The sequence below is a fragment of the Thalassolituus sp. genome, assembly GCF_034111725.1.
In the GTDB taxonomy this organism is placed as follows: Bacteria; Pseudomonadota; Gammaproteobacteria; order Pseudomonadales; family Oceanobacteraceae; genus Thalassolituus.
This window is the reverse complement of the sequence record NZ_JAWUWR010000003.1, coordinates 48,418-66,175: the sequence shown is the minus strand read 5'-3', so window position 1 is coordinate 66,175 and position 17,758 is coordinate 48,418. Positions and strand designations below refer to the sequence as shown.

At 46.4% G+C, this 17,758-nt stretch carries 22 protein-coding genes; 11 read left to right on the top strand and 11 right to left on the bottom strand.

Annotated elements, in window-relative coordinates; translation table 11 throughout:
* Positions 1 to 31: 31 nt before the first annotated feature.
* Together UXZ23_RS00820 and UXZ23_RS00815 are read right to left on the bottom strand one after the other, a co-directional pair.
* Positions 32 to 1,051, bottom strand: coding sequence for an AraC family transcriptional regulator (locus UXZ23_RS00820; RefSeq protein WP_320818764.1), 1,020 nt, complete (start codon positions 1,049 to 1,051; stop codon positions 32 to 34).
* A gap of 157 nt (positions 1,052 to 1,208) precedes the next feature.
* Entirely contained in the window at positions 1,209 to 2,075 is an 867-nt protein-coding gene (locus UXZ23_RS00815) for a hypothetical protein (protein ID WP_320818763.1), read from the bottom strand.
* 94 nt (positions 2,076 to 2,169) lie between these two features.
* Between UXZ23_RS00815 and UXZ23_RS00810 the strand changes: the two genes are divergently transcribed.
* A complete protein-coding gene (locus tag UXZ23_RS00810) occupies positions 2,170 to 2,514 on the top strand; it encodes a hypothetical protein (RefSeq protein WP_320818762.1) in 345 nt (114 codons plus the stop codon).
* Positions 2,515 to 2,559: 45 nt separating this feature from the next.
* Positions 2,560 to 3,039, top strand: coding sequence for a flavodoxin domain-containing protein (locus UXZ23_RS00805; protein WP_320818761.1), 480 nt, complete (start codon positions 2,560 to 2,562; stop codon positions 3,037 to 3,039).
* 4 nt (positions 3,040 to 3,043) lie between these two features.
* On the opposite strand, the gene UXZ23_RS00800 is transcribed toward UXZ23_RS00805, so the two are convergent.
* Positions 3,044 to 3,787, bottom strand: a complete 744-nt coding sequence (locus UXZ23_RS00800) for a YdiY family protein (protein WP_320818760.1) — start codon at positions 3,785 to 3,787, stop codon at positions 3,044 to 3,046.
* A gap of 28 nt (positions 3,788 to 3,815) precedes the next feature.
* Entirely contained in the window at positions 3,816 to 4,292 is a 477-nt protein-coding gene (locus tag UXZ23_RS00795) for a hypothetical protein (RefSeq protein WP_320818759.1), read from the bottom strand.
* A gap of 219 nt (positions 4,293 to 4,511) precedes the next feature.
* Between UXZ23_RS00795 and UXZ23_RS00790 the strand changes: the two genes are divergently transcribed.
* The gene (locus UXZ23_RS00790; RefSeq protein ID WP_320818758.1) at positions 4,512 to 5,222 is read left to right on the top strand and encodes a TetR family transcriptional regulator; all 711 of its coding nucleotides are present in this window, start codon (positions 4,512 to 4,514) and stop codon (positions 5,220 to 5,222) included.
* Positions 5,223 to 5,276: 54 nt separating this feature from the next.
* Here UXZ23_RS00790 and UXZ23_RS00785 read toward each other — a convergent pair whose 3' ends face one another.
* The 3 genes from UXZ23_RS00785 to UXZ23_RS00775 form a co-directional block, all read right to left on the bottom strand.
* Positions 5,277 to 5,522: a hypothetical protein gene (locus UXZ23_RS00785; RefSeq protein WP_320818757.1), complete on the bottom strand. Its 246-nt coding sequence runs from the start codon at positions 5,520 to 5,522 to the stop codon at positions 5,277 to 5,279.
* 262 nt (positions 5,523 to 5,784) lie between these two features.
* Entirely contained in the window at positions 5,785 to 6,912 is a 1,128-nt protein-coding gene (locus UXZ23_RS00780) for an NAD(P)/FAD-dependent oxidoreductase (RefSeq protein ID WP_320818756.1), read from the bottom strand.
* Positions 6,913 to 7,058: 146 nt separating this feature from the next.
* Positions 7,059 to 8,060 carry a putative solute-binding protein gene (locus UXZ23_RS00775; protein ID WP_320818755.1) on the bottom strand — a complete coding sequence of 334 codons (1,002 nt, stop codon included), beginning with the start codon at positions 8,058 to 8,060 and terminating at the stop codon, positions 7,059 to 7,061.
* Positions 8,061 to 8,277: 217 nt separating this feature from the next.
* On the opposite strand from UXZ23_RS00775, the gene UXZ23_RS00770 reads away from it, so the two are divergent.
* The 8 genes from UXZ23_RS00770 to ccoM all read left to right on the top strand — a co-directional run bounded on the left by UXZ23_RS00770 (position 8,278) and on the right by ccoM (position 12,913).
* Positions 8,278 to 8,478, top strand: coding sequence for a DUF2788 domain-containing protein (locus UXZ23_RS00770; RefSeq protein ID WP_320818754.1), 201 nt, complete (start codon positions 8,278 to 8,280; stop codon positions 8,476 to 8,478).
* Positions 8,479 to 8,651: 173 nt separating this feature from the next.
* A complete protein-coding gene (locus UXZ23_RS00765; RefSeq protein WP_320818753.1) occupies positions 8,652 to 9,161 on the top strand; it encodes a hypothetical protein in 510 nt (169 codons plus the stop codon).
* 93 nt (positions 9,162 to 9,254) lie between these two features.
* Positions 9,255 to 9,506 (top strand): DUF4404 family protein, encoded by a 252-nt coding sequence (locus UXZ23_RS00760; RefSeq protein WP_320818752.1) that lies wholly within the window; start codon positions 9,255 to 9,257, stop codon positions 9,504 to 9,506.
* Between the two features lie 34 nt (positions 9,507 to 9,540).
* Complete coding sequence (locus UXZ23_RS00755; RefSeq protein ID WP_320818751.1) at positions 9,541 to 9,975, top strand: HPP family protein; 435 nt, start codon at positions 9,541 to 9,543, stop codon at positions 9,973 to 9,975.
* Positions 9,976 to 10,278: 303 nt separating this feature from the next.
* A complete protein-coding gene (locus UXZ23_RS00750) occupies positions 10,279 to 10,977 on the top strand; it encodes a GAF domain-containing protein (protein ID WP_320818750.1) in 699 nt (232 codons plus the stop codon).
* A 70-nt stretch (positions 10,978 to 11,047) separates the two neighbouring features.
* Positions 11,048 to 12,208, top strand: coding sequence for a glycosyltransferase family 1 protein (locus tag UXZ23_RS00745; RefSeq protein ID WP_320818749.1), 1,161 nt, complete (start codon positions 11,048 to 11,050; stop codon positions 12,206 to 12,208).
* 43 nt (positions 12,209 to 12,251) lie between these two features.
* Positions 12,252 to 12,551, top strand: coding sequence for a hypothetical protein (locus tag UXZ23_RS00740; RefSeq protein WP_320818748.1), 300 nt, complete (start codon positions 12,252 to 12,254; stop codon positions 12,549 to 12,551).
* Between the two features lie 191 nt (positions 12,552 to 12,742).
* Positions 12,743 to 12,913, top strand: coding sequence for a cytochrome c oxidase subunit CcoM (gene ccoM / locus UXZ23_RS00735; protein WP_320818747.1), 171 nt, complete (start codon positions 12,743 to 12,745; stop codon positions 12,911 to 12,913).
* Between the two features lie 95 nt (positions 12,914 to 13,008).
* Here ccoM and UXZ23_RS00730 read toward each other — a convergent pair whose 3' ends face one another.
* From UXZ23_RS00730 to mrdA, 4 genes are read right to left on the bottom strand one after another with little or no spacing between them, the layout of a single operon-like run.
* Positions 13,009 to 13,749 (bottom strand): septal ring lytic transglycosylase RlpA family protein, encoded by a 741-nt coding sequence (locus tag UXZ23_RS00730; RefSeq protein WP_320818746.1) that lies wholly within the window; start codon positions 13,747 to 13,749, stop codon positions 13,009 to 13,011.
* A gap of 26 nt (positions 13,750 to 13,775) precedes the next feature.
* Complete coding sequence (mltB, locus tag UXZ23_RS00725; protein WP_320818745.1) at positions 13,776 to 14,738, bottom strand: lytic murein transglycosylase B; 963 nt, start codon at positions 14,736 to 14,738, stop codon at positions 13,776 to 13,778.
* A 13-nt stretch (positions 14,739 to 14,751) separates the two neighbouring features.
* The gene (rodA, locus tag UXZ23_RS00720; RefSeq protein WP_320818744.1) at positions 14,752 to 15,897 is read right to left on the bottom strand and encodes a rod shape-determining protein RodA; all 1,146 of its coding nucleotides are present in this window, start codon (positions 15,895 to 15,897) and stop codon (positions 14,752 to 14,754) included.
* Positions 15,897 to 17,750, bottom strand: coding sequence for a penicillin-binding protein 2 (gene mrdA, locus UXZ23_RS00715; RefSeq protein WP_320818743.1), 1,854 nt, complete (start codon positions 17,748 to 17,750; stop codon positions 15,897 to 15,899). The genes rodA and mrdA overlap by 1 nt, the downstream gene beginning before the upstream one ends.
* Positions 17,751 to 17,758: the final 8 nt, after the last annotated feature.

Genomic DNA, 17,758 nt, shown 5'->3' with positions numbered 1-17,758 from the left:
CATTGGGGCCAGTGGGCAGGAGCCATTATCGTTATTCGCGATAATACGAAGGCGCGTTTTGCGTCCAACGTCGAAAGGCTTTGCGGAAGTTAGATGGGTCGCTGTAGCCGACCAAAGCAGCAATTTCTTCAATGGGAAGGTTCGAATTACGCAGATATTCAATGGCCATCTCTTTACGAACTTCGTCGAGAATACGCTGATAGGAGGTTCCCACATCCTGCAAGCTGCGACTTAAAGTACGAGTTGATGTAGCTAAATGGCTAGCAACCACATCGACCGGAGGGAAATGTCCTGGGTTGCTCAGCAATATGCGGCGAACTTTGGCGATGATCCCTTCTTTGGGCCCCATGCGGGTAAGGATTTCTTCACATTGATTTTCAGCCATGGCAGCCGTTGCTTGATCTGCCATGACCAAAGGAAGGCTGAGAACGTCATGGGAAATGATGAACTCAGTTCTTGGCTGATCGAATAATATCGGGCAGTCAAAAAATTCTTTGTAGCGCTCGGAATACGCAGGCTCAGGATGATTTAAATGAACTTCGACCGGTTGAGCTGCATATTGGCCTGTTAAAAAGCGCGCCAACGTAGAGAAGGTCGCTACAAACACGTCGCAAATCATTCGATAGATATGGTCGAAAGGAATATGGCTGGTCAGTCGCACCGCAGAATATTCACCCACGTCTATCACCTCAAAAGTGAAGGCAGGATCCACTAAAGTGTGATACTTCATGCCCAGATCAAGGGCGCTACGTAGGTTGGCACAGCTAAGCACAGCGTAGCCAAGCATACCAAATTGATTGATATTGATGGCGGCGCCTAAATCCAGACCGGCACTGTCATCTGAATAGTTACGAATAAGGTTTTCTGCCAGCAATAACAGTTGCTGGTAGGTCAATCGTGCAGAGGGGTCGGCAAGTAGCTGTGGGTCAATGCCTGTATTTTTCAACAGGACTGAGCGGTCGATGCCGTTTTCTTCGCCGACACGCAACATCGTTGCCGGAATGTTTACCGGTACGAGTGGTTCAGTCAGACTCCAAGTGCCTCGGATCATGAGATTACCGTTATTGTTATGCTGATCGTTAGAATGACAGGCTTTTTGCGTAAATCAAGCGCCCTAGTGACGCCTACTGTGTGCGATTAAGCCATTGGCGCACCTTACTACAAATATGGCAAAAAGCGCCAGAGTCCTAGACGCCTGTATATTAAATTTATTGATTTCGGAATGCATAGTGATGCCTGCCTAAGAAGCGCCCAAACTCGACTATCTCCTGTGACGACCTATTTTGTATCAAGGTTAGAAGGATGCGATTGAGGCGAGGATTGTGTTTGGGCGCGATCAAAAATGCTAGGTCGTCGCGACGCGACTCAAAATTGGTTACGACAAGCGGTAAGTGAGCAGCATCGAGCAATGCATGGATAGTGTCTGCTTGTTCGCGATTCAGTAATAACCACCAAAACTGCTGGCGAATGCGTTCGAGAGTTGCTTCATGCACACTTTCAACGTGGATCTCGGCTTTTACTCGCGCTTCACGTTGTTTTTCTGTGGCGAACTTAGCAATAGCCGCTACGACAATAGGTTCTTCTTGGTTAATCCAATAGTAGCGTCCATCCCATTCTCTGTAGATCACCTTGATAGGTGTGCTGCCTTTACCAAAGTGTTGATTGATCAATGCATCAAATTCATCCGCTGATGAGCAGGGCGGTAAGTTAGATTGAGCAACTGCCCAATGTGCCAAGGATGCATAGTCCTTATCATCTTGGCTGCTGACTTCCACTCCGGTGATGGTGGTCAGATTGAGTAAGCGATCAAGTTTTTTACTGACAAGTAATTTTTGCAGCAGCGGTTGCAGCGGCGCAAACACTGGGTGTTTTTCTGGTAGCCCTTGTTCGCAGGCGGTAACGATGGATGCCAAACTCATCCATCGATGTGCGAGATAGCTGGATGGATTGAGAATGCCTATATTGCTTAATGCTATTTGTCGCACGGCTTGATTCGCATACCAAGTGGGCGCAAGTCGCTGCACCCAGCGATTTAGGAAAGCTTCTAGGTCGAATAGTTCGTTACTTACTTTCATTCGTCCTACCGTAAAAGGGCCACACTTCTGTTAGGCCAGTCTATGCTGAAGAGAGTTATCTTAATTAAGTAAAGCACGTAGAAGGTGATTGCGTATGCAAACTGACACTCCGATGCCTTCACCTCTGCAAATAATGGCACAGGTTGATGACGCGTTAAGGCTTTCGGGTTTAGCAACCCACGATGTTGAACGAAATCCGTTACCACTATTTCGCCGATTGTTAAATGAATGGGCAGCATTTCATGATGTGCCCATTGAAATTGAGCTTGAAGAGCAGGTTTTGCAACTGCGTCAGCGAGTGAGCGAGCGTACTGTATTAGGAGCATTACGGCGCGTATATGAGGAAACCACGCAACTTTGCCGCGCTCATGGCAGTTTGACGGTCGTGCGTCAACGTGAATTGGACGCCTGCTATCGGGCATTGTTGCAAATACGTTAGGACACCTTTCACCCAGACCGATATAATTGCCCTTTTTTGGAAGGCATGATGGCCAATATTTATCTTCCTGTGGGATCTGTAACTGGCACTGCGACAGCCGTTGCAAATGCGTTGGCGGATGCATTAATTGCTGCCGGACATAACGCTTCCGTAGATATCAATGCCTCGGTTGCTGCATTGAATGCGCAACCTTGGGATGCTGTGCTGGTGGTGACATCCACTACAGGTCAGGGCGATGTTCCTGCTAATTTACTGCCGTTTTATGTTCAGTTAGAAGAGCAATTTCCATTACAGAATGGTCGTCCTTTTGGCGTGGTTAGCTTAGGGGATAGTTCTTATGACCGTACTTTTTGCAATGCCGGCGCTTTACTAGAAGAACGCTTCTTTGAGCTACAAGGCAAGGCTCCGATCCCGCGCGTCACGATTGATGCAACCGAAACATCCACCCCTGATGACGACGCTCTTTTTTGGTTAAAAGAGTGGATGGAGGTTGCGCTGGCCTGGACCAACGCGGTATCTCGGTGATCAATTAAAAGCGCACAGATAATTTTAACTGTGTCTGATGATTGTGATATTCCGATCCTTCCGGCGGCATAGTGTCCCAGCGACTTTGCCATTGCCACTTGAAGTCGACTTGTTGGCTCACTGGCATGGTCAAGGTGGCGCGCACTAAAGAACGAACATCATCGACATCGTCTACCGATGGCTGCACGTAAACAGTTGTTTGAAAGTGGCTATGACTAAACGCCCACTCAAAATGCGTATACAGGTTTACGCGGGTGAGTTCATGGGTAGCCGTGCCGTCAGTGCCGGTTTCTGCCACTTGTTCGTGAAATAGCCCTAGCCCCTGATTGATCAATCCCTTGTCATTAAACTTGTGCTGAAAACGTACACCGCCACCGGCTAGATAGCGGTGTTGGAGAGACGCGAACGGATCACGTTCGTACTGTAGAAAGGCTTCTTGTGCCCAGCGTTCGCGAAAGTTGCGAACCATACGAGCGTGCGCGAAGGTGTTGTCGTCGGTGCGGTCGCCATTAAATGATTCATAGTCGCGACTGGCCCAGCTGAAAAATCGATACTCTTGACCCTGCCCGCTGCTGTTCAGTGCGAGGCTGCCTGCACGCTTTTCGTTGTTGCCGGATTCCATATCAAATCCCGCTTCGATCTTGTTTTGCCAGCCCTGGCTTTCTCCATTACGACGTTTTTCTTCGATATCTGTTATAGCGTGTGCGGTAGGGATCGCAAGGATCAAGGCCGCTAGGGCATAGCGCATGCAAGTTCTCCAATAATTTATGAAGACGCTAGCTTACCATTTTTGCGACGGGACGTGCGGATGCGAGGTTGCTAAACAGAGTGTGGAGTTGACTAACTTGCTTACGTTGCGAATAGCTCGCGCCCAGTTCATCAAATTGAGTCTTTGCTAGGTCAATGATGCCGAGAGCATCAATGGTGTCATTTTCTGCAAGGCCTTCGCGGGCAGTATTGACTAACGCGAGGGCGTTGAGTGCCTGACCATTGAGTAGTCCATATTGCTGTAAGCGTGCTTGAAATCCACCTACTTCGTTCACTGGCAGTGCTTGCACGTTGAATTCGCTGGCAACGGCACTCACAAGCACGGCGCGATCAGACGGAACATAGGCTGCTGGTGAGGCACTGTCATCCGCTGCTTTAGTGTTGATGTTACTGATAGCATCGACTTTTGTCGCATCGTTGTCCGCGTTAGTGGCAGTGCTGGCATGTTGGTGTTGTAAGTAGTTACTTAAGGCACTGAGTAGCATGGCGGCCTCCTGTTATTGATACTTGGCTACTGCAGAAGCCATGCCAGACTTTTAACGCCGGTAATTCAATGTTTTCCGTCTTTTTTTGGCTATTAGCGGCGATGAATTGCCGGTTTTATCGGCAAGCGGATAAAGATTTCTCTGTTTTGGCACGCAAGTACATACATTAAAGAATTAAGACACTCCACAATGTGATTCTACTTAGGCTAGGAGATTGCCATGGAGTCCGCGCGCGAGGTCACGGTTAGCGAATTACAATATCAAGGAAGAAAAGCGAGTCGTGCGAAGAGTGAGCAACGTCGCCGTTTGATTCTTGAAGCAACGATGCGAATCATAGTTCGTGACGGTGTTCGTGGCGTTCGGCATCGTGCTATTGCCTCCGAAGCTGATGTCCCGTTAGCGGCGACGACCTATTACTTTAAGGATATCCGCGAACTAATAGCTGATGCTTTTACGCTCTATACGGAATGGGCATTGGGTTACGTCAATCGGTTCACCGAAGAGTTTGAGGCGGTATTGCCGCAGCTATATCAAATGGATTTAACCGATGTTGGAGAGCAAGAGCGCGCTGTCCAGTTTTTAGCGAATGAACTTAGTCGTTATTGCGAAGGCAAATTGGCCACTGATCTCACTATGCTGATTAGCGAGCAAGCTTTTCGCTATGAGGCCTGTATCGATGACAGAGTGAAACAGCTTGCGCAAATGCACCGCGAAGCTCTGTTTGATATCGTCTCGCAGTTTTTAACGGCTTTAGGATCAGATTCGGCTGCTGAAGATAGCGATATCGTAATGGCGTTGTTCCAGTCACTTGAGTATCAAATGCTATTAGATGGCGATAACGCAGCAGGAGTAATGAGAATTCAGCGTGTGTTAGTCCGCTTCGTTAGGCTTTTGATGCCGCAACTGAAACCTTTGAAAAATTTGTTATGAATATTGGCAGGGCTAATAACGATTGGCCCTGCCGTTTATGATCAGCGCTAGTGACTAACCGGCGAAATGAAAACCAATTTGAGCTAATACCGCGCGCAAGGTCTGCTGCTCTGTTACTGAAAAGGGGCGAACGTCATAGCAATGTTCGCACATGATAGTGCCACCCTCTTTCAGCGTTTGAATACTGATATCCGTTTCTTTATCGCAACGGTCGCAGCTAATTGGAATCAACACTCGGGCAGATAAGATAGTACTTACTTCCGTTTCTGATTCTTCGCTTACTCGCAGTGCTTGAGTCATAATTTACCCTTATTGGCCAATCTGTTTCACTTCATATGCTTTTAGCGTAGCAGCTGATTGCCTGGTACTTGTGTATTAACTAAGTCTTATAGTGAACAATTGTAAATCGTTGTTCGTAATCATTCGCTACATTGGTTTACAGTGTAGTGCCTTTGTAACCTATCTGCATCATACGGACTTAGAACAATACGTTATGACGACGTGCACTTGATAAGGTTCCCTGATGATTTGGTTGATTTTCCAATAAGTTGGCCCAAAAGGCTCAGTTTTGAGGTAGCAACAATTCAGTTACATACTGACCAATTGCTAGGGAAGAAGTGAGTCCGGGGCTCTCTATTCCGAGCAAGTGCACCAATGGTGGCGTGTTTTCACGGTCGTGGCGGGCGATATGAAAGTCAGCTGCTATTTCATTGGCTAGATGCAATTTAGGGCGAATTCCGGCATAGGCTGGACGGAGTTGTTCAGCTTTTAACTCGGGAAAATAGCCTTGGATAGCCTTGGCAAAACGCAGTCCTAAGTGAGTTGAAATTTCGTAGTTGAGCTGTCTTGGACGGGTTGCACTTAGATACTCTGTGTCGGGTCCAAAGCGAACTTGGCCGCCTAGATCGATGGTGGCGTGAATGCCTAGCCCAGTGAGATTCGCTTCTGGTAGTGGATAAATTAGATGATTAAACGGGTTTGTGCCCTGATAGCTAAAGTAATGACCGCGACAAAAATGTAACGGTGGCAGATCATCAATGGCGGTCCCGCAGCGCTGAGCAACGTCATGAGCATGGAGCCCGGCAGCATTAATCAGGGTTGCGCAGTTAAGTGAATAGAGGCCATCACTGGTGGTCAGTTCAACCTGCCAGCCCACTTCGTTTATGCTGGCCTTATTAAATTTGGTGTATTTCATTAAAGTAGCGCCCAAGCGTTCGGCCTCTTGGGCGAGACGCAGCATATAAATATGGCTATCTATGATGCCGGAGCGAGGCGATAGCAAGGCTTCGCAGGCGCTGACATTGGGTTCATGTTCGCGCAAAGCGTGTTGGTCTAACCGTTCTATCGGAATGTCTAGCATCAGTGCTTTTTGAAAGAGAGCTTCTAGCCTTGGATTGTTTTGGTCTGGTGCGACTATTAACTTGCCAATCATTTGATGCGGAACATCATGCTGTTGGCAAAAGGTATAAAGGGCTTCTCGGCCTGCCAAGCAGAGTGACTCTTTCAATGAGTTCGGTGTGTAATATAACCCTGCATGAATAACTTCACTGTTGCGGCTACTGGTTTCAGTACCGAAAGCGTCATGCTGTTCAACCAGCAGTACACTGCTGCTTTTTGCTAAGGCTGAGGCTATGGCTAAGCCGATTACGCCGCCACCCATGACGCAAATATCAAAGTCTACCGATGACATGCTTGCACCAGTTTATCTCGTTGTCTGAATTGCTAGACGATAGCGTAAAGCCTGAAAGGAGTCACAAGGAAATGGGACCAATAGTGCGAGGAGGAGTTTAGCCAGCTTGTTGACCGGCTAGTCCATTTTGTACTGTATTGAGCGAATTACAGCAGTAAATCCGAAGCACATTCATGATGCGCTGGATTAGTTCGGCAACGTAATTTTTGCATCAACTTCATCATGCGCTGATCGTAAACGCCTTCCACTGCCAATTCTTTGCGAATATTGGAGAACATCTCCATGTATTCAATCTCTTGTTCGTCGGGGAGATCGATCCAATAATCTTCGGAAATGGTTTCTTCTGCTGCGTGTACATGAGCCATCGCTTTATCAAAGTTCTGATAAGCGAATTCACGACTGCTTTGTCCGAACTTAGGTGGGAAGCGATCGCGGTGTAAAATCATTTGGAAGTTCATTTGCGCAAGCGAGAAGCGATAGATTCCCCCCTGATTTCCTAGACCCTTGTACATTTCGAACGGTTCATAAGCAACCGCTGGGGCATAAGCGATATCGACATCACCGTTATTGAAACGTTGGGCGAAGGTGGCAACTGTTGCTGGCACCATAGTGGCGCCAATATGTTGCACCACTTTTACTGAAGCTAAATCATAATCTAGCGTAGCGACGCGACGTCCGGCAGCGGCTTCAACCGAGTTGATAGCACGATCACGAACGAATACATAAACAGAACCACCTGGCATGATGGCTCCAATTTCATAATTGCCATCCACCATGTATTTAGCGGCTTGTGGTCGTGCCAGCATGCCAATGAGTTCGCGCACTTGTTCGTAGTTGACCAAGCCACCTAGGGCCTCAATGCTACCTGCAAATAAATTGTATGGGCGTACGCGAGTTCCTGTTACGTTTACAGCATCACAAGACCCTGCTTGAAAGTCAGCTAAAGCAACGGCTTCGTTGGTGTACGCTTTTAATTCTAACGCTACTCCCCAGTTTAATGCGGCTGTTTCATAGTCACGCATAGCGCTGAAAATGGGACCATTCCCACCGATAGGGTCAAATATGCATAAGATACGTTTTGGAGCTTCCATAGCGTTGGCGGAGAACGCAATACTGATCAGTGTCAGCGCGATTGCAATCATGCGCATCGGTAAATCCTCGATTTTATTATTGTCTGAGAGCGATTGTGCTAGGCGTGTATCATAGCGTTAAACCGTAGAAGATAAAAATCGGCCATGAGCAAAGAGTTCAATATCTTTTTAAGGATTTGTTATTTTTGTCCTGTATGGATAATGAAACGAAGGTTGTCGCCAACTAGTCTGATTGAGTACCATAGTGCACCCTATCAATAAGTAGAGATCTTCAATGAACGCAGCCGCCGTGGAACAAATCACTATGATTGTCGGAATTACCGGTTTGATAGGTCTTATGTTTTTCATTATCTATGATCTTGGGAAGCGTGCGAAAGCAGGAAAGTTCGGACTGTTTATTTTATTTCTAGGTCTAGGTGTTGGTGTTCTTGGCTATGTTATCAAGGTCGTATTGACGACCGTTTTAGATATTTAGTTCGACCATATAATCAGGCAAAAAACGACACATTTTTTAGATGGTGATAACTGAGGTTAATACTTTTACCTGAAACTTGTTTCTATTTGGTCATGGCTTCTGGCAAATAGTCTTTACGTTGACTATACCTTCAACGGTATGTCATTTGACGTGATCAAGGAGCATGAGTGAGAATGATTGCTGTAAATCAAGTGCAGCCACCTCGTAGGGGCGGCGGTCATAGAATACCTTCTTCATTAACCGAACGTCCAGATTCGCGCGTTTACTTGGCAAATCTTCCCAATCATTCTGCAACCGCAGGTCTGGTTGGCTATACCCCCCAGCTTCAAGAACTGATTACGGACGCACTGCCGATAACCTGGCATCTTATTGATAAGCAGCGATTGGGTAGTGACCGTGTCGTGCATTTGTTTTATGCCAACCCCAAAGAGTCGTTGCAGTTAAATAGTGAGCGCTTGCTTGAGTTACTTGAGGGGCTTTCTATGACAGATCACATTTGGGTACCGGTTTCTACCAGTCACCGCATGATCTTGCATGCGTTTCGTAATATTCTTCCAGAGCTGAAATATTTACATTTAGCGTCAGTGCCAATGCTCTATGTGGGCGATAACGCCAATCGCCACTCTCTCAAGACGATGGCTGATATGTGTAAAATGCCTTTCTACTTTCAAGCTCTCTACTAAATAAATCCTCCTGTTGCTTGATTCAGATTATGGTAATCCTATTGGCTAGGGTTAGACTCATAGTCAATGTTTATACAAAATTAGGAGAATGCCATGACTGATAATCCCTTAAAACAGCAGTTACAACAACTTCACCAGCAACTTCAACAGTCACCAGCATTAGATGAGGACACATTAAGCTTACTTGAGCAGATTGCAGTGGATATCGAATCACTCGGCGATAAAGATAGCGGTGATCTCAGCGACCGTATTCAGCAACAAGCAGTGGAATTTGAACAAGAGCATCCGACTTTATCGCGTATTTTGCATGAAATTGTTGATGTTCTTGGTCGCATCGGTGTGTAACTTAAATTAATTAACAGCACTGGGAGATATTGGTATGCGTCATATGCCGACCGTGACCGAAATGATGACAGCCTTTCCTGTACATGTTGAAGAGGCGATCAGTTTGGATGACGCCTTGCACTTGATGAAAGAGCATAGATGCCATCACCTCCCAGTATTGAATCATCATGATGTGGTCGGTTTACTCACCCTTGCGGATATCGAACTAGCACGCCAACCAGGGCATTCAGCGCGAGATATCACTGAATTAACGGTCGGCGACATGTGTCAACGCTCGGTGCCGCAGGTGGATCTGCATATTCGCTTGGATGTTGTGTTGGATATGATGGCTGATGATGATCTAGATGCTGTGCTTATCATGCGACAAAATCGCTTAGCTGGAATTTTAACCGCTCAGGATGCTTGTCGTGGTTTTGCACACTGGTTAAAAAAAGAATACCTGCCTGACGATGATCCTAGCGTTGCTTAATAATTTTCTTACAAAGTGCACCATCTCGGCTCTACTAAAATCACCGCTGCTTTCTTATGGCGCACATTTCTTTCGATCCAGTGTCAGTCTTGCCTCTGACGCTGGTTAGATATTCCGATTGTAATTGTCACAAATCTGCAAAAATTACTTAATTATCTGTAGGTTAGTCTTCTTGCTAAGCAATTTATTGGTTCGTTTAGAGCATTTGCATGGCGATTCGGATCAATTTTGGCACTTGGTAACAAGCCTTTAAAAGCTGGTACGGGTTTTGCCATGTATAAATTAGATCAGGAGGAGCTGCTTATGTTAAAAATTGCCGATATCCAAGACTACCGTCACAACCTAGTACCCGTGACCCATTCTTTCGATTGGTTAACGAGTTTGACTCATATCCTTGAAAGTCGTTATCACGACGAGGAAAGTATTCAGCAGTTGCTATCATTAGCAACGGAATTAACCGGACTGAATAATATCTCTATCGCATTGCCCGATTCACCAAGTCGATTTAAAGCCCAATACTGCTCAACCGGTGTAACGAATGGCATCTATAGTTTTGCTGTTCAGCATGCACTGTGCCGTCAGTTCGAATCGCGTGAGTGGTTAGTGATTTATGAAAATAGCGAACGTCCAGAACGTTTTGACCCGATATTAGACACCCTGTCAGGGTCCGTTCGCTGTTTGTTAGTGCCTTTGATGTTGCGTCAATCGGTGCTGGCGGTCATGGTAATGGATCTGCGTGGTAATCATCCTGAGTTGCTGGATTTAAGCATCACGAGTTTCCTAGGAGCTCAGATTGCCAACATCCTTGCAACTCAGGTTGTTCCTAATTTTAAGACGTTGTACGCCCGCCCATATCAGCGAGTTCATGAAGATGAACTTGGCGATATTAACGCGGCGATTGATAAGTGTAATGGCAATAAAACGATGGCTGCCAAAGTCTTAGGTTTGACACCACGTCAATTACGTTATCGCTTGTCGAAACTAACGGAAGTGGAAGCCTAAGCGGTATTCATAAAATTGTCATAGGTGTACTGGCACACTGATATCTTTATATCAGAGTGCCGGCATCACCATGGCTCAGATCCGTATTAGTGTTGTGACTGAAACGTATGTTCCCGATGTGAATGGTGTTGCAATTTCTTTGCAGCATCTCATTTCTTCGTTGGATCCTGAACGTTTTTTGGTACAGATCGTTAGGACTCGTCCACGATCAGAATATACACCAGTTCATGAGGAGGTAGGGTGCCGCGGTGTTACTATTCCGATGTACCCCGATTTGCAGCTTGGCTTGCCAGCGCCACGAGCGTTGCGAAAGGCATGGAGTGCATTTCAACCAGACCTTGTTTATATCGCAACCGAAGGGCCTCTTGGCAATTCGGCATTAAGTCTTGCCAGAAAATGGGATTTCCCCGTACTCAGTGCTTTTCATACCAATTTTCATCGATACAGCAGCTACTATGGCCTAAGCTGGATTCGGAATGCGACCTTAGCTTGGTTGCGGCGCTTTCACAATCGCACGTTAATGACTCTAGTTCCTACTACAGAAGTACAGACAATGTTAAAACAGCAGTACTTTAATAACGTCGAATTACTCCCTCATGGGGTTGATTGCCAGCATTTTCATCCTGAATATCGCAATCTTGCATTACGTAATTCTTGGGGCGTCACAGCAGACGAACGAGTGCTTTTATACGTTGGTCGTATCGCTGCGGAAAAGAATATTCCGCTCGCAATTAAAGCGTGGCAGCAGGCGAGCCAGCAATTTCCTGATATCCGCTTAGTTATGGTGGGCGATGGCCCTATGCGTAAGGAGATGCAGTTAAAATATCCGGAAGTTATTTTTTCGGGTGTGAAAACCGGAAGAGAGCTGGCTGAATATTATGCTTCTGCTGATCTCTTTGTATTTCCCAGCATGACCGAAACCTTTGGCTTAGTAACCCTAGAAGCGATGGCGAGTGCACTACCGGTGGTTGCCTACAATATGGCGGCAGCGGCTACCCATGTTCGCCCAGGAATTGATGGATTTTTAGCCGAAGAAAATGATGAAGCCGGATTTATTCAAGCGGTTTTTGATGCGTTGGCGATGGATTTAACCTTAGCGGGAATCGATGCTCGCGCGCAGGCTGAAGACGCAAGTTGGCAGGCCGTTGCAGAACGTTTTGCCGGGCTTGCGGAAGTGGCCATTCGAGGTAAATCGGAATATCTACAGGTGGAACTTCAGTCTCTGGTATGAGGCTTGCAAAGCCACCAATAGAATTTTTTTTTGGAGGCTGCTTGTGGAATTCAATCGCCATAGTATTGCGTTGTTACGACAAATTAAGCGTCTAGCGAAAGATGAACAAGGCTGTGAAATTCATTTCGATTCTGTCTCACTTGAGTACGATTTGCGTGAATTAGTGCGTAGTGGCGTGAGTATTGAGCTATTGCGCTTAGTCGAGTCCTTTTTACCCACCCAAGAGCCACCAGAACACATACCATCGGTACGTGTGTATCGCGGTAGTCAGCGTTTGCTCGATGATGTCGAGCGCACCCAGAAGTCTCAGCGTATTTATCGCGGCCAAGTTGTCAGTGCCTGATTTGCATAGATATTGGGCATAGGATTTTATTGATGTCCTGTATTAGCGCATATTTCCGCCTTTGCTTACGATAAGGTTACGTCGCTATTGTTATAAAAATTGATTTGCATCAAGTGTGCTAGGGGTGGCTATTCTTTGCACAGGTAGGGTTTGATATAGATCAATAGAAGCATAGTTTGAATTGCTAAAGTATGAGCATAAAGACGAGCAACGTCGTCGATGTTCAAAATGAGGTGATGACTATGTTTATGGATGAGGTCGTATTTGCTGGATTAGCAATTGTGGGTTTAACGTGTTTATTTTTTGTTGGCTTTTACTTGGCCATTAAAAACGATATTTCTAAGCATGGTACGGGTGAGTAATCGTCCATAGCTTAAGCTAAATAAAGGTATCTTTGAATGCTAGACATTTGGGCCAGTCGTTTTGACTTAGGCCCTTTTTCTATTGAGCAGTATCTTTACAGTTGATGGCGGGCCAATAACAAGGGTTGTTGGATATTAGCCGTTTTTAACGTATCCAATACCGCGTCTAAATCGGCTCCTTCGGCAATTGGACCAATACGTACGCGATGTATCATGCGATTACCACTTTCTCTTGAGGTAATGGTAACTGGCCAGCGTTTATCGACTAGATTTTCTAATTCCTGACGTTGCTTTTCAGCGGCATTGGCATCGCTTAATGCACTAACTTGTATCCAGCGCACGCTACCACTTAGCGGTGCTTGAATGACGTCAATACGTACCTTGACTGTCCCTTGTTTGTGCATACCGAGTTTAACGGCGGCGGCATAAGATAAGTCGATAATACGATCCTCATGAAAAGGACCTCGGTCGTTAACGCGCACAACAACTGATTTACCATTATCTTCTCGGGTTACTTTTACATAACAGGGAAGCGGTAAAGTTTTATGGGCGGCAGAAAATTTATAGACATCAAAAATCTCGCCATTTGAGGTTTGATGTCCGTGAAACTTCATGCCATACCACGAAGCTGTACCGCTATCGTGGTAATCAGTGGCATCCTTCATCACGCTGTATTCTTTGCCACGCACTTTGTACTTAGCGGGGTTGCCCATTGTGCTGCGCGGTTCTGCAACTGGCGTGGGTTCTTTTAGGGCTTCGATATCAGTAATCGGCTGAGGTGTAAAATCATCCTTATGCTGATAGCGCGATGTCGCACAACCGCTCAAATAACTCATGGCGCACAAGAGTACGAGCAGTCGTATCACTTAAAGTTCTCACTCAATTGATAAACGGCCATTGCGTACATGCGGCTATGGTTGTAACGAGTAATAACGTAAAAGTTGAATTCACCTAGCCAGTATTCTGGGCCTTCTTTACCTAATAAATATACTAAGGTAGCGGGTTTGTCATCGGCAATTTTCATCGATGGCGTCACACCTAGAGCTTTGATGCTGCCGGCGGTCATTTCTGGTTTACGTGTAGCGTTCACAATTGGCTCGTACGCATCGCCAGTTACTTTTACACGTTGTGCTACGGGGTCTCCGGTTATCCAGCCATGACGATTAAAGTAGTTAGCAACGCTAAAGATGGCATCCGCGGGGTTAGCCCATAAATCACGTTTACCATCATTGTCGCCATCGACGGCATATTCTAAATAGCTGGTAGGAATGAATTGTCCGTAGCCCATGGCGCCAGCATAGGAACCTTTGATCACTGCGGGATCGAGCTTTTCTTTTTCAGAGAGTGCAAAAAAGGCTTTTAGTTCACGCCAAAATAGCGGGCGATCTGGGTAATCGAAGGCTAATGTAGATAGCGAGTCGAGCACGCGATAAGTGCCTTGTCGTGTGCCGTAAAATGTTTCAACACCGATAATGGCGGTAATAATTTCTTTTGGAACACCGTATTCTTTTTCGGCTTTTTCTAGCAAGACTTTATGGGTTTCCATAAATACCTTGCCGGATTCAATACGTTTTTTTGTTAGGAAAATATCTTGGTATTTATCCCACTCTAAAACCTTTTCTGCAGGGCGCTGAATTGCATCGAGAACTGACTGCATTTTTTCTGCATTTTGTAGCCAAGCACGTGTTTCGGCTTCAGGGATTTTATATTCACTTTGCAACTCGGCTGCAAACTCGGCAAAACGAGGATGAGTGTCATAACCAGCGGTTGCAGCGCTAGCCAAACCTAACAGCGACAATGTAAGGGCAATTCGGTGAATCCGCATAAAATACATCCTATTAATCTTGGCGATGAGTATACATCGACATAATGAGACCAAACGCGAGCAATAAGCTTACCACCGAGGTACCGCCGTAACTAACTAACGGTAGAGGTACACCCACGATTGGTAAAATACCGCTCACCATGCCGATATTTACGAAAACGTAAATAAAAAATGTCACGGCTATACTACCAGACAGCAAACGCCCAAAAAGGGTTTCACACTGGGTGGATAAATATAGGCAACGCATAATGATTAGGAAATAGAGCACCAGTAACAGCATGACACCAATTAGGCCTAATTCCTCTGCGAGTACGGCAATAATAAAATCGGTGTGGCTTTCAGGCAAAAACTCTAATTGTGACTGAGTTCCGAGTAAATAGCCCTTACCATGAATGCCACCTGAGCCAATGGCCGTTTTTGATTGAATGATATTCCAACCGGTGCCAAGAGGATCGCTCTCTGGATTGAGAAAGGTGAGTACACGCTGTTTTTGGTAATCATGCATCACAAAAAACCACATTGCAGGTGCACTGGCAGCTACCAACGTGATCATGCTAATGATCAACCTCCACGACATGCCGGCAAAAAATAGTACCAATAGGCCTGAGGCACTGATTAAAATCGAAGTACCTAAATCGGGCTGCCGTAAAATCAGAACCGTTGGCACTATGACAATGATTAAGGCCGAGAACAAATCGATAAATCGCGGCGGAACAGGGCGCTTAGCCATAAACCAAGCAACAGTAAGTGGCAGTGCTAACTTAACCAGTTCTGATGGCTGAAAGCGGGGTAACCCCGGCAGCTCTAACCAACGTTGTGCGCCTTTTGCTCCTACGCCCATGACGAGTACGCCGATTAATGCTAATACGCCGGCAACGTAGGCCCAAGGTGCCAATAATTGGTAGACTCTTGGTGGTATTTGCGCCGTAAATAACATCAAGCCGATACCAATACTAAAATGCAAGGCTTGGCGTTTAACCATTTCCATATCCTGACCACTGCCGCTGTAAAGTATCAGTAAGCCGACGGCACATAGAGCTATGATGAGTAAAAATAGAAACAGATCAATGTGTAGGCGTTTGTAAAAAACACCACTTCTATCGAAGGTATGGTGATGCGCAGGGGTTGATACCGTGCGGCTAAAATCAACACTTGCCATTAACCCTCCGCGCCTCCCAGATATTCGTTAATAATAATTTGTGCAACTGGCCCTGCAGTTTTACCTGCGGATTCGCCATTCTCAACGATCACCGCAATAGCAATTTGCGGATTGTCTACCGGTGCAAAGGCAATGAACAGAGCGTGGTCGCGCAAACGTTCGCGTAAAGCGTCGGAATCGTATTCTTCATCCTGCTTAATTCCAACCACCTGTGCTGTGCCTGTCTTTGCTGCCATCGGAAATTGCATATTGCTGAGCAAGCGTCGTGCCGTACCGTGCTGTCCTGAAACGACATTAGCCATGGCATTGAACATGCGATTCCAGTTGTCAGGGCTGCGTAATTGAATGTCGGGAATATCACCGTGTTCAATAACGTCTTCGACTTCGTTATGCGCATAAATTAGTCGTGGTATTTGCCACTTACCACGGTTTGCGAGAACCGCTGTGGCAGTCGCTAGTTGCAGAGGTGTGGTTAACATAAAGCCTTGACCAATGCCTAGGTTAACTGTATCGCCGGCATACCAAGAACCGCGTCTATGCGCTTTCTTCCAGTCTCGATCTGGCAGCAATCCGGGGAGGGCAGAGATAACGTCTAGAGTCATATCGCGACCAAAACCAAATTGAGCAAGAAAGGGTGTGATCCCGTCGATTCCAGTACGCACTGCCACGTCATAGAAGTAGGTATCACATGATTCCACTACGGCCCTTTCAAGATCGACTCGACCATGGCCACCTCTTTTCCAGTCGCGATATAAACGTTCATCGTTATCGAGCTTGTACCAACCTTGGTCGCGAATACTATTCGTCCAATTGGTTGTTCCGGCATTTAGTGCGGCTAAACCAATAAAAGGTTTGAGCGTCGAGGCCGGTGGATATTGTCCTCGGGTTGCTCGATCAAATAGTGGCTGATCAGGATCATCGCGCAAATCAGAGTAATCTTTGTGAGAGATACCAGTGACGAAGGAATTGGGGTCGAAGGCAGGATTGCTATAAAGCGCGACGATGCCTCCAGTGGCGACCTCGATAGCAACAACGGCTCCTCGCCGTCCAGTCATTTCGTTTTCCGCCAGCTTTTGCAAACGGGCATCTAGATGCAGTGTTAGATCTTTACCCGGGATCGGATCTTGCTGCTCGATGACACTCAGGATTCGTCCGCGTGCATTGGTTTCGACTTTTTGATAGCCCACTTCGCCATGCAGATCTTCTTCATAGCGGCGTTCAATACCAGTTTTACCAATGTACTGAGTGGCACTGTAGCGGCGCTTAACTTCGGTATCTGTATCGAGTAGAGCTTGGTCCTTTTCGTTGATACGTCCGACGTATCCAAGTACGTGGGCAAAGGCATTGCCATTGGGATAGTGACGTACGAGTTGTGCTTCTACATCGACGCCCGGTAGATAAAAACGATTCACCAGTACCTTGGCAATTTCTTCTTCGCTAAGGCGATAGCGCAAGACGACAGGTTCAAAAGGGCGACGACGAAATTTTAGCCGCTTATCGAATTGTTCGCGGTCGCGTTCGGATATTTCAATCAGATCGTTTAGGAATATTAAGGTTTTATCCAGATCCTTTACGCGTTCGGCAACAAGGGTGAGGCTGTACGATGGGATGTTTTCTGCTAACAACACGCCATTACGATCGTAGATAAGACCTCGATTCGGTGCGAGAGGCCGTAATTGAACGCGATTGTTTTCTGAAAGGTTTTTGTATTTTTCGTGCAGTTCGATCTGCAGGTACGACATGCGCCAAGCTAAGCCGCACAGCATGATAAAGATAAACAGACCTAAAGTGATGGCGCGCGCGCGGAACAGACGTCGTTCTGCTGTCTTATCCCTGAACGAGTGCTCCCACATATCCGAAC

Bases quoted from the DNA above. Each gene is read 5' to 3' on its own strand.
- UXZ23_RS00770 (WP_320818754.1), top strand. From the start codon at position 8,278: ATGAACGCAGCCGCCGTGGAACAAATCACTATGATTGTCGGAATTACC.
- mltB (WP_320818745.1), bottom strand. From the start codon at position 14,738: ATGCGGATTCACCGAATTGCCCTTACATTGTCGCTGTTAGGTTTGGCT.
- UXZ23_RS00730 (WP_320818746.1), bottom strand. From the start codon at position 13,749: ATGAGTTATTTGAGCGGTTGTGCGACATCGCGCTATCAGCATAAGGAT.
- UXZ23_RS00745 (WP_320818749.1), top strand. From the start codon at position 11,048: ATGGCTCAGATCCGTATTAGTGTTGTGACTGAAACGTATGTTCCCGAT.
- UXZ23_RS00790 (WP_320818758.1), top strand. From the start codon at position 4,512: ATGGAGTCCGCGCGCGAGGTCACGGTTAGCGAATTACAATATCAAGGA.
- rodA (WP_320818744.1), bottom strand. From the start codon at position 15,897: ATGGCAAGTGTTGATTTTAGCCGCACGGTATCAACCCCTGCGCATCAC.
- UXZ23_RS00780 (WP_320818756.1), bottom strand. From the start codon at position 6,912: ATGTCATCGGTAGACTTTGATATTTGCGTCATGGGTGGCGGCGTAATC.
- UXZ23_RS00775 (WP_320818755.1), bottom strand. From the start codon at position 8,060: ATGCGCATGATTGCAATCGCGCTGACACTGATCAGTATTGCGTTCTCC.
- UXZ23_RS00810 (WP_320818762.1), top strand. From the start codon at position 2,170: ATGCAAACTGACACTCCGATGCCTTCACCTCTGCAAATAATGGCACAG.
- UXZ23_RS00750 (WP_320818750.1), top strand. From the start codon at position 10,279: ATGTTAAAAATTGCCGATATCCAAGACTACCGTCACAACCTAGTACCC.
- UXZ23_RS00785 (WP_320818757.1), bottom strand. From the start codon at position 5,522: ATGACTCAAGCACTGCGAGTAAGCGAAGAATCAGAAACGGAAGTAAGT.
- UXZ23_RS00795 (WP_320818759.1), bottom strand. From the start codon at position 4,292: ATGCTACTCAGTGCCTTAAGTAACTACTTACAACACCAACATGCCAGC.
- UXZ23_RS00765 (WP_320818753.1), top strand. From the start codon at position 8,652: ATGATTGCTGTAAATCAAGTGCAGCCACCTCGTAGGGGCGGCGGTCAT.
- UXZ23_RS00815 (WP_320818763.1), bottom strand. From the start codon at position 2,075: ATGAAAGTAAGTAACGAACTATTCGACCTAGAAGCTTTCCTAAATCGC.
- UXZ23_RS00800 (WP_320818760.1), bottom strand. From the start codon at position 3,787: ATGCGCTATGCCCTAGCGGCCTTGATCCTTGCGATCCCTACCGCACAC.
- mrdA (WP_320818743.1), bottom strand. From the start codon at position 17,750: ATGTGGGAGCACTCGTTCAGGGATAAGACAGCAGAACGACGTCTGTTC.
- UXZ23_RS00805 (WP_320818761.1), top strand. From the start codon at position 2,560: ATGATGGCCAATATTTATCTTCCTGTGGGATCTGTAACTGGCACTGCG.
- UXZ23_RS00760 (WP_320818752.1), top strand. From the start codon at position 9,255: ATGACTGATAATCCCTTAAAACAGCAGTTACAACAACTTCACCAGCAA.
- UXZ23_RS00755 (WP_320818751.1), top strand. From the start codon at position 9,541: ATGCGTCATATGCCGACCGTGACCGAAATGATGACAGCCTTTCCTGTA.
- UXZ23_RS00820 (WP_320818764.1), bottom strand. From the start codon at position 1,051: ATGATCCGAGGCACTTGGAGTCTGACTGAACCACTCGTACCGGTAAAC.
- ccoM (WP_320818747.1), top strand. From the start codon at position 12,743: ATGAGCATAAAGACGAGCAACGTCGTCGATGTTCAAAATGAGGTGATG.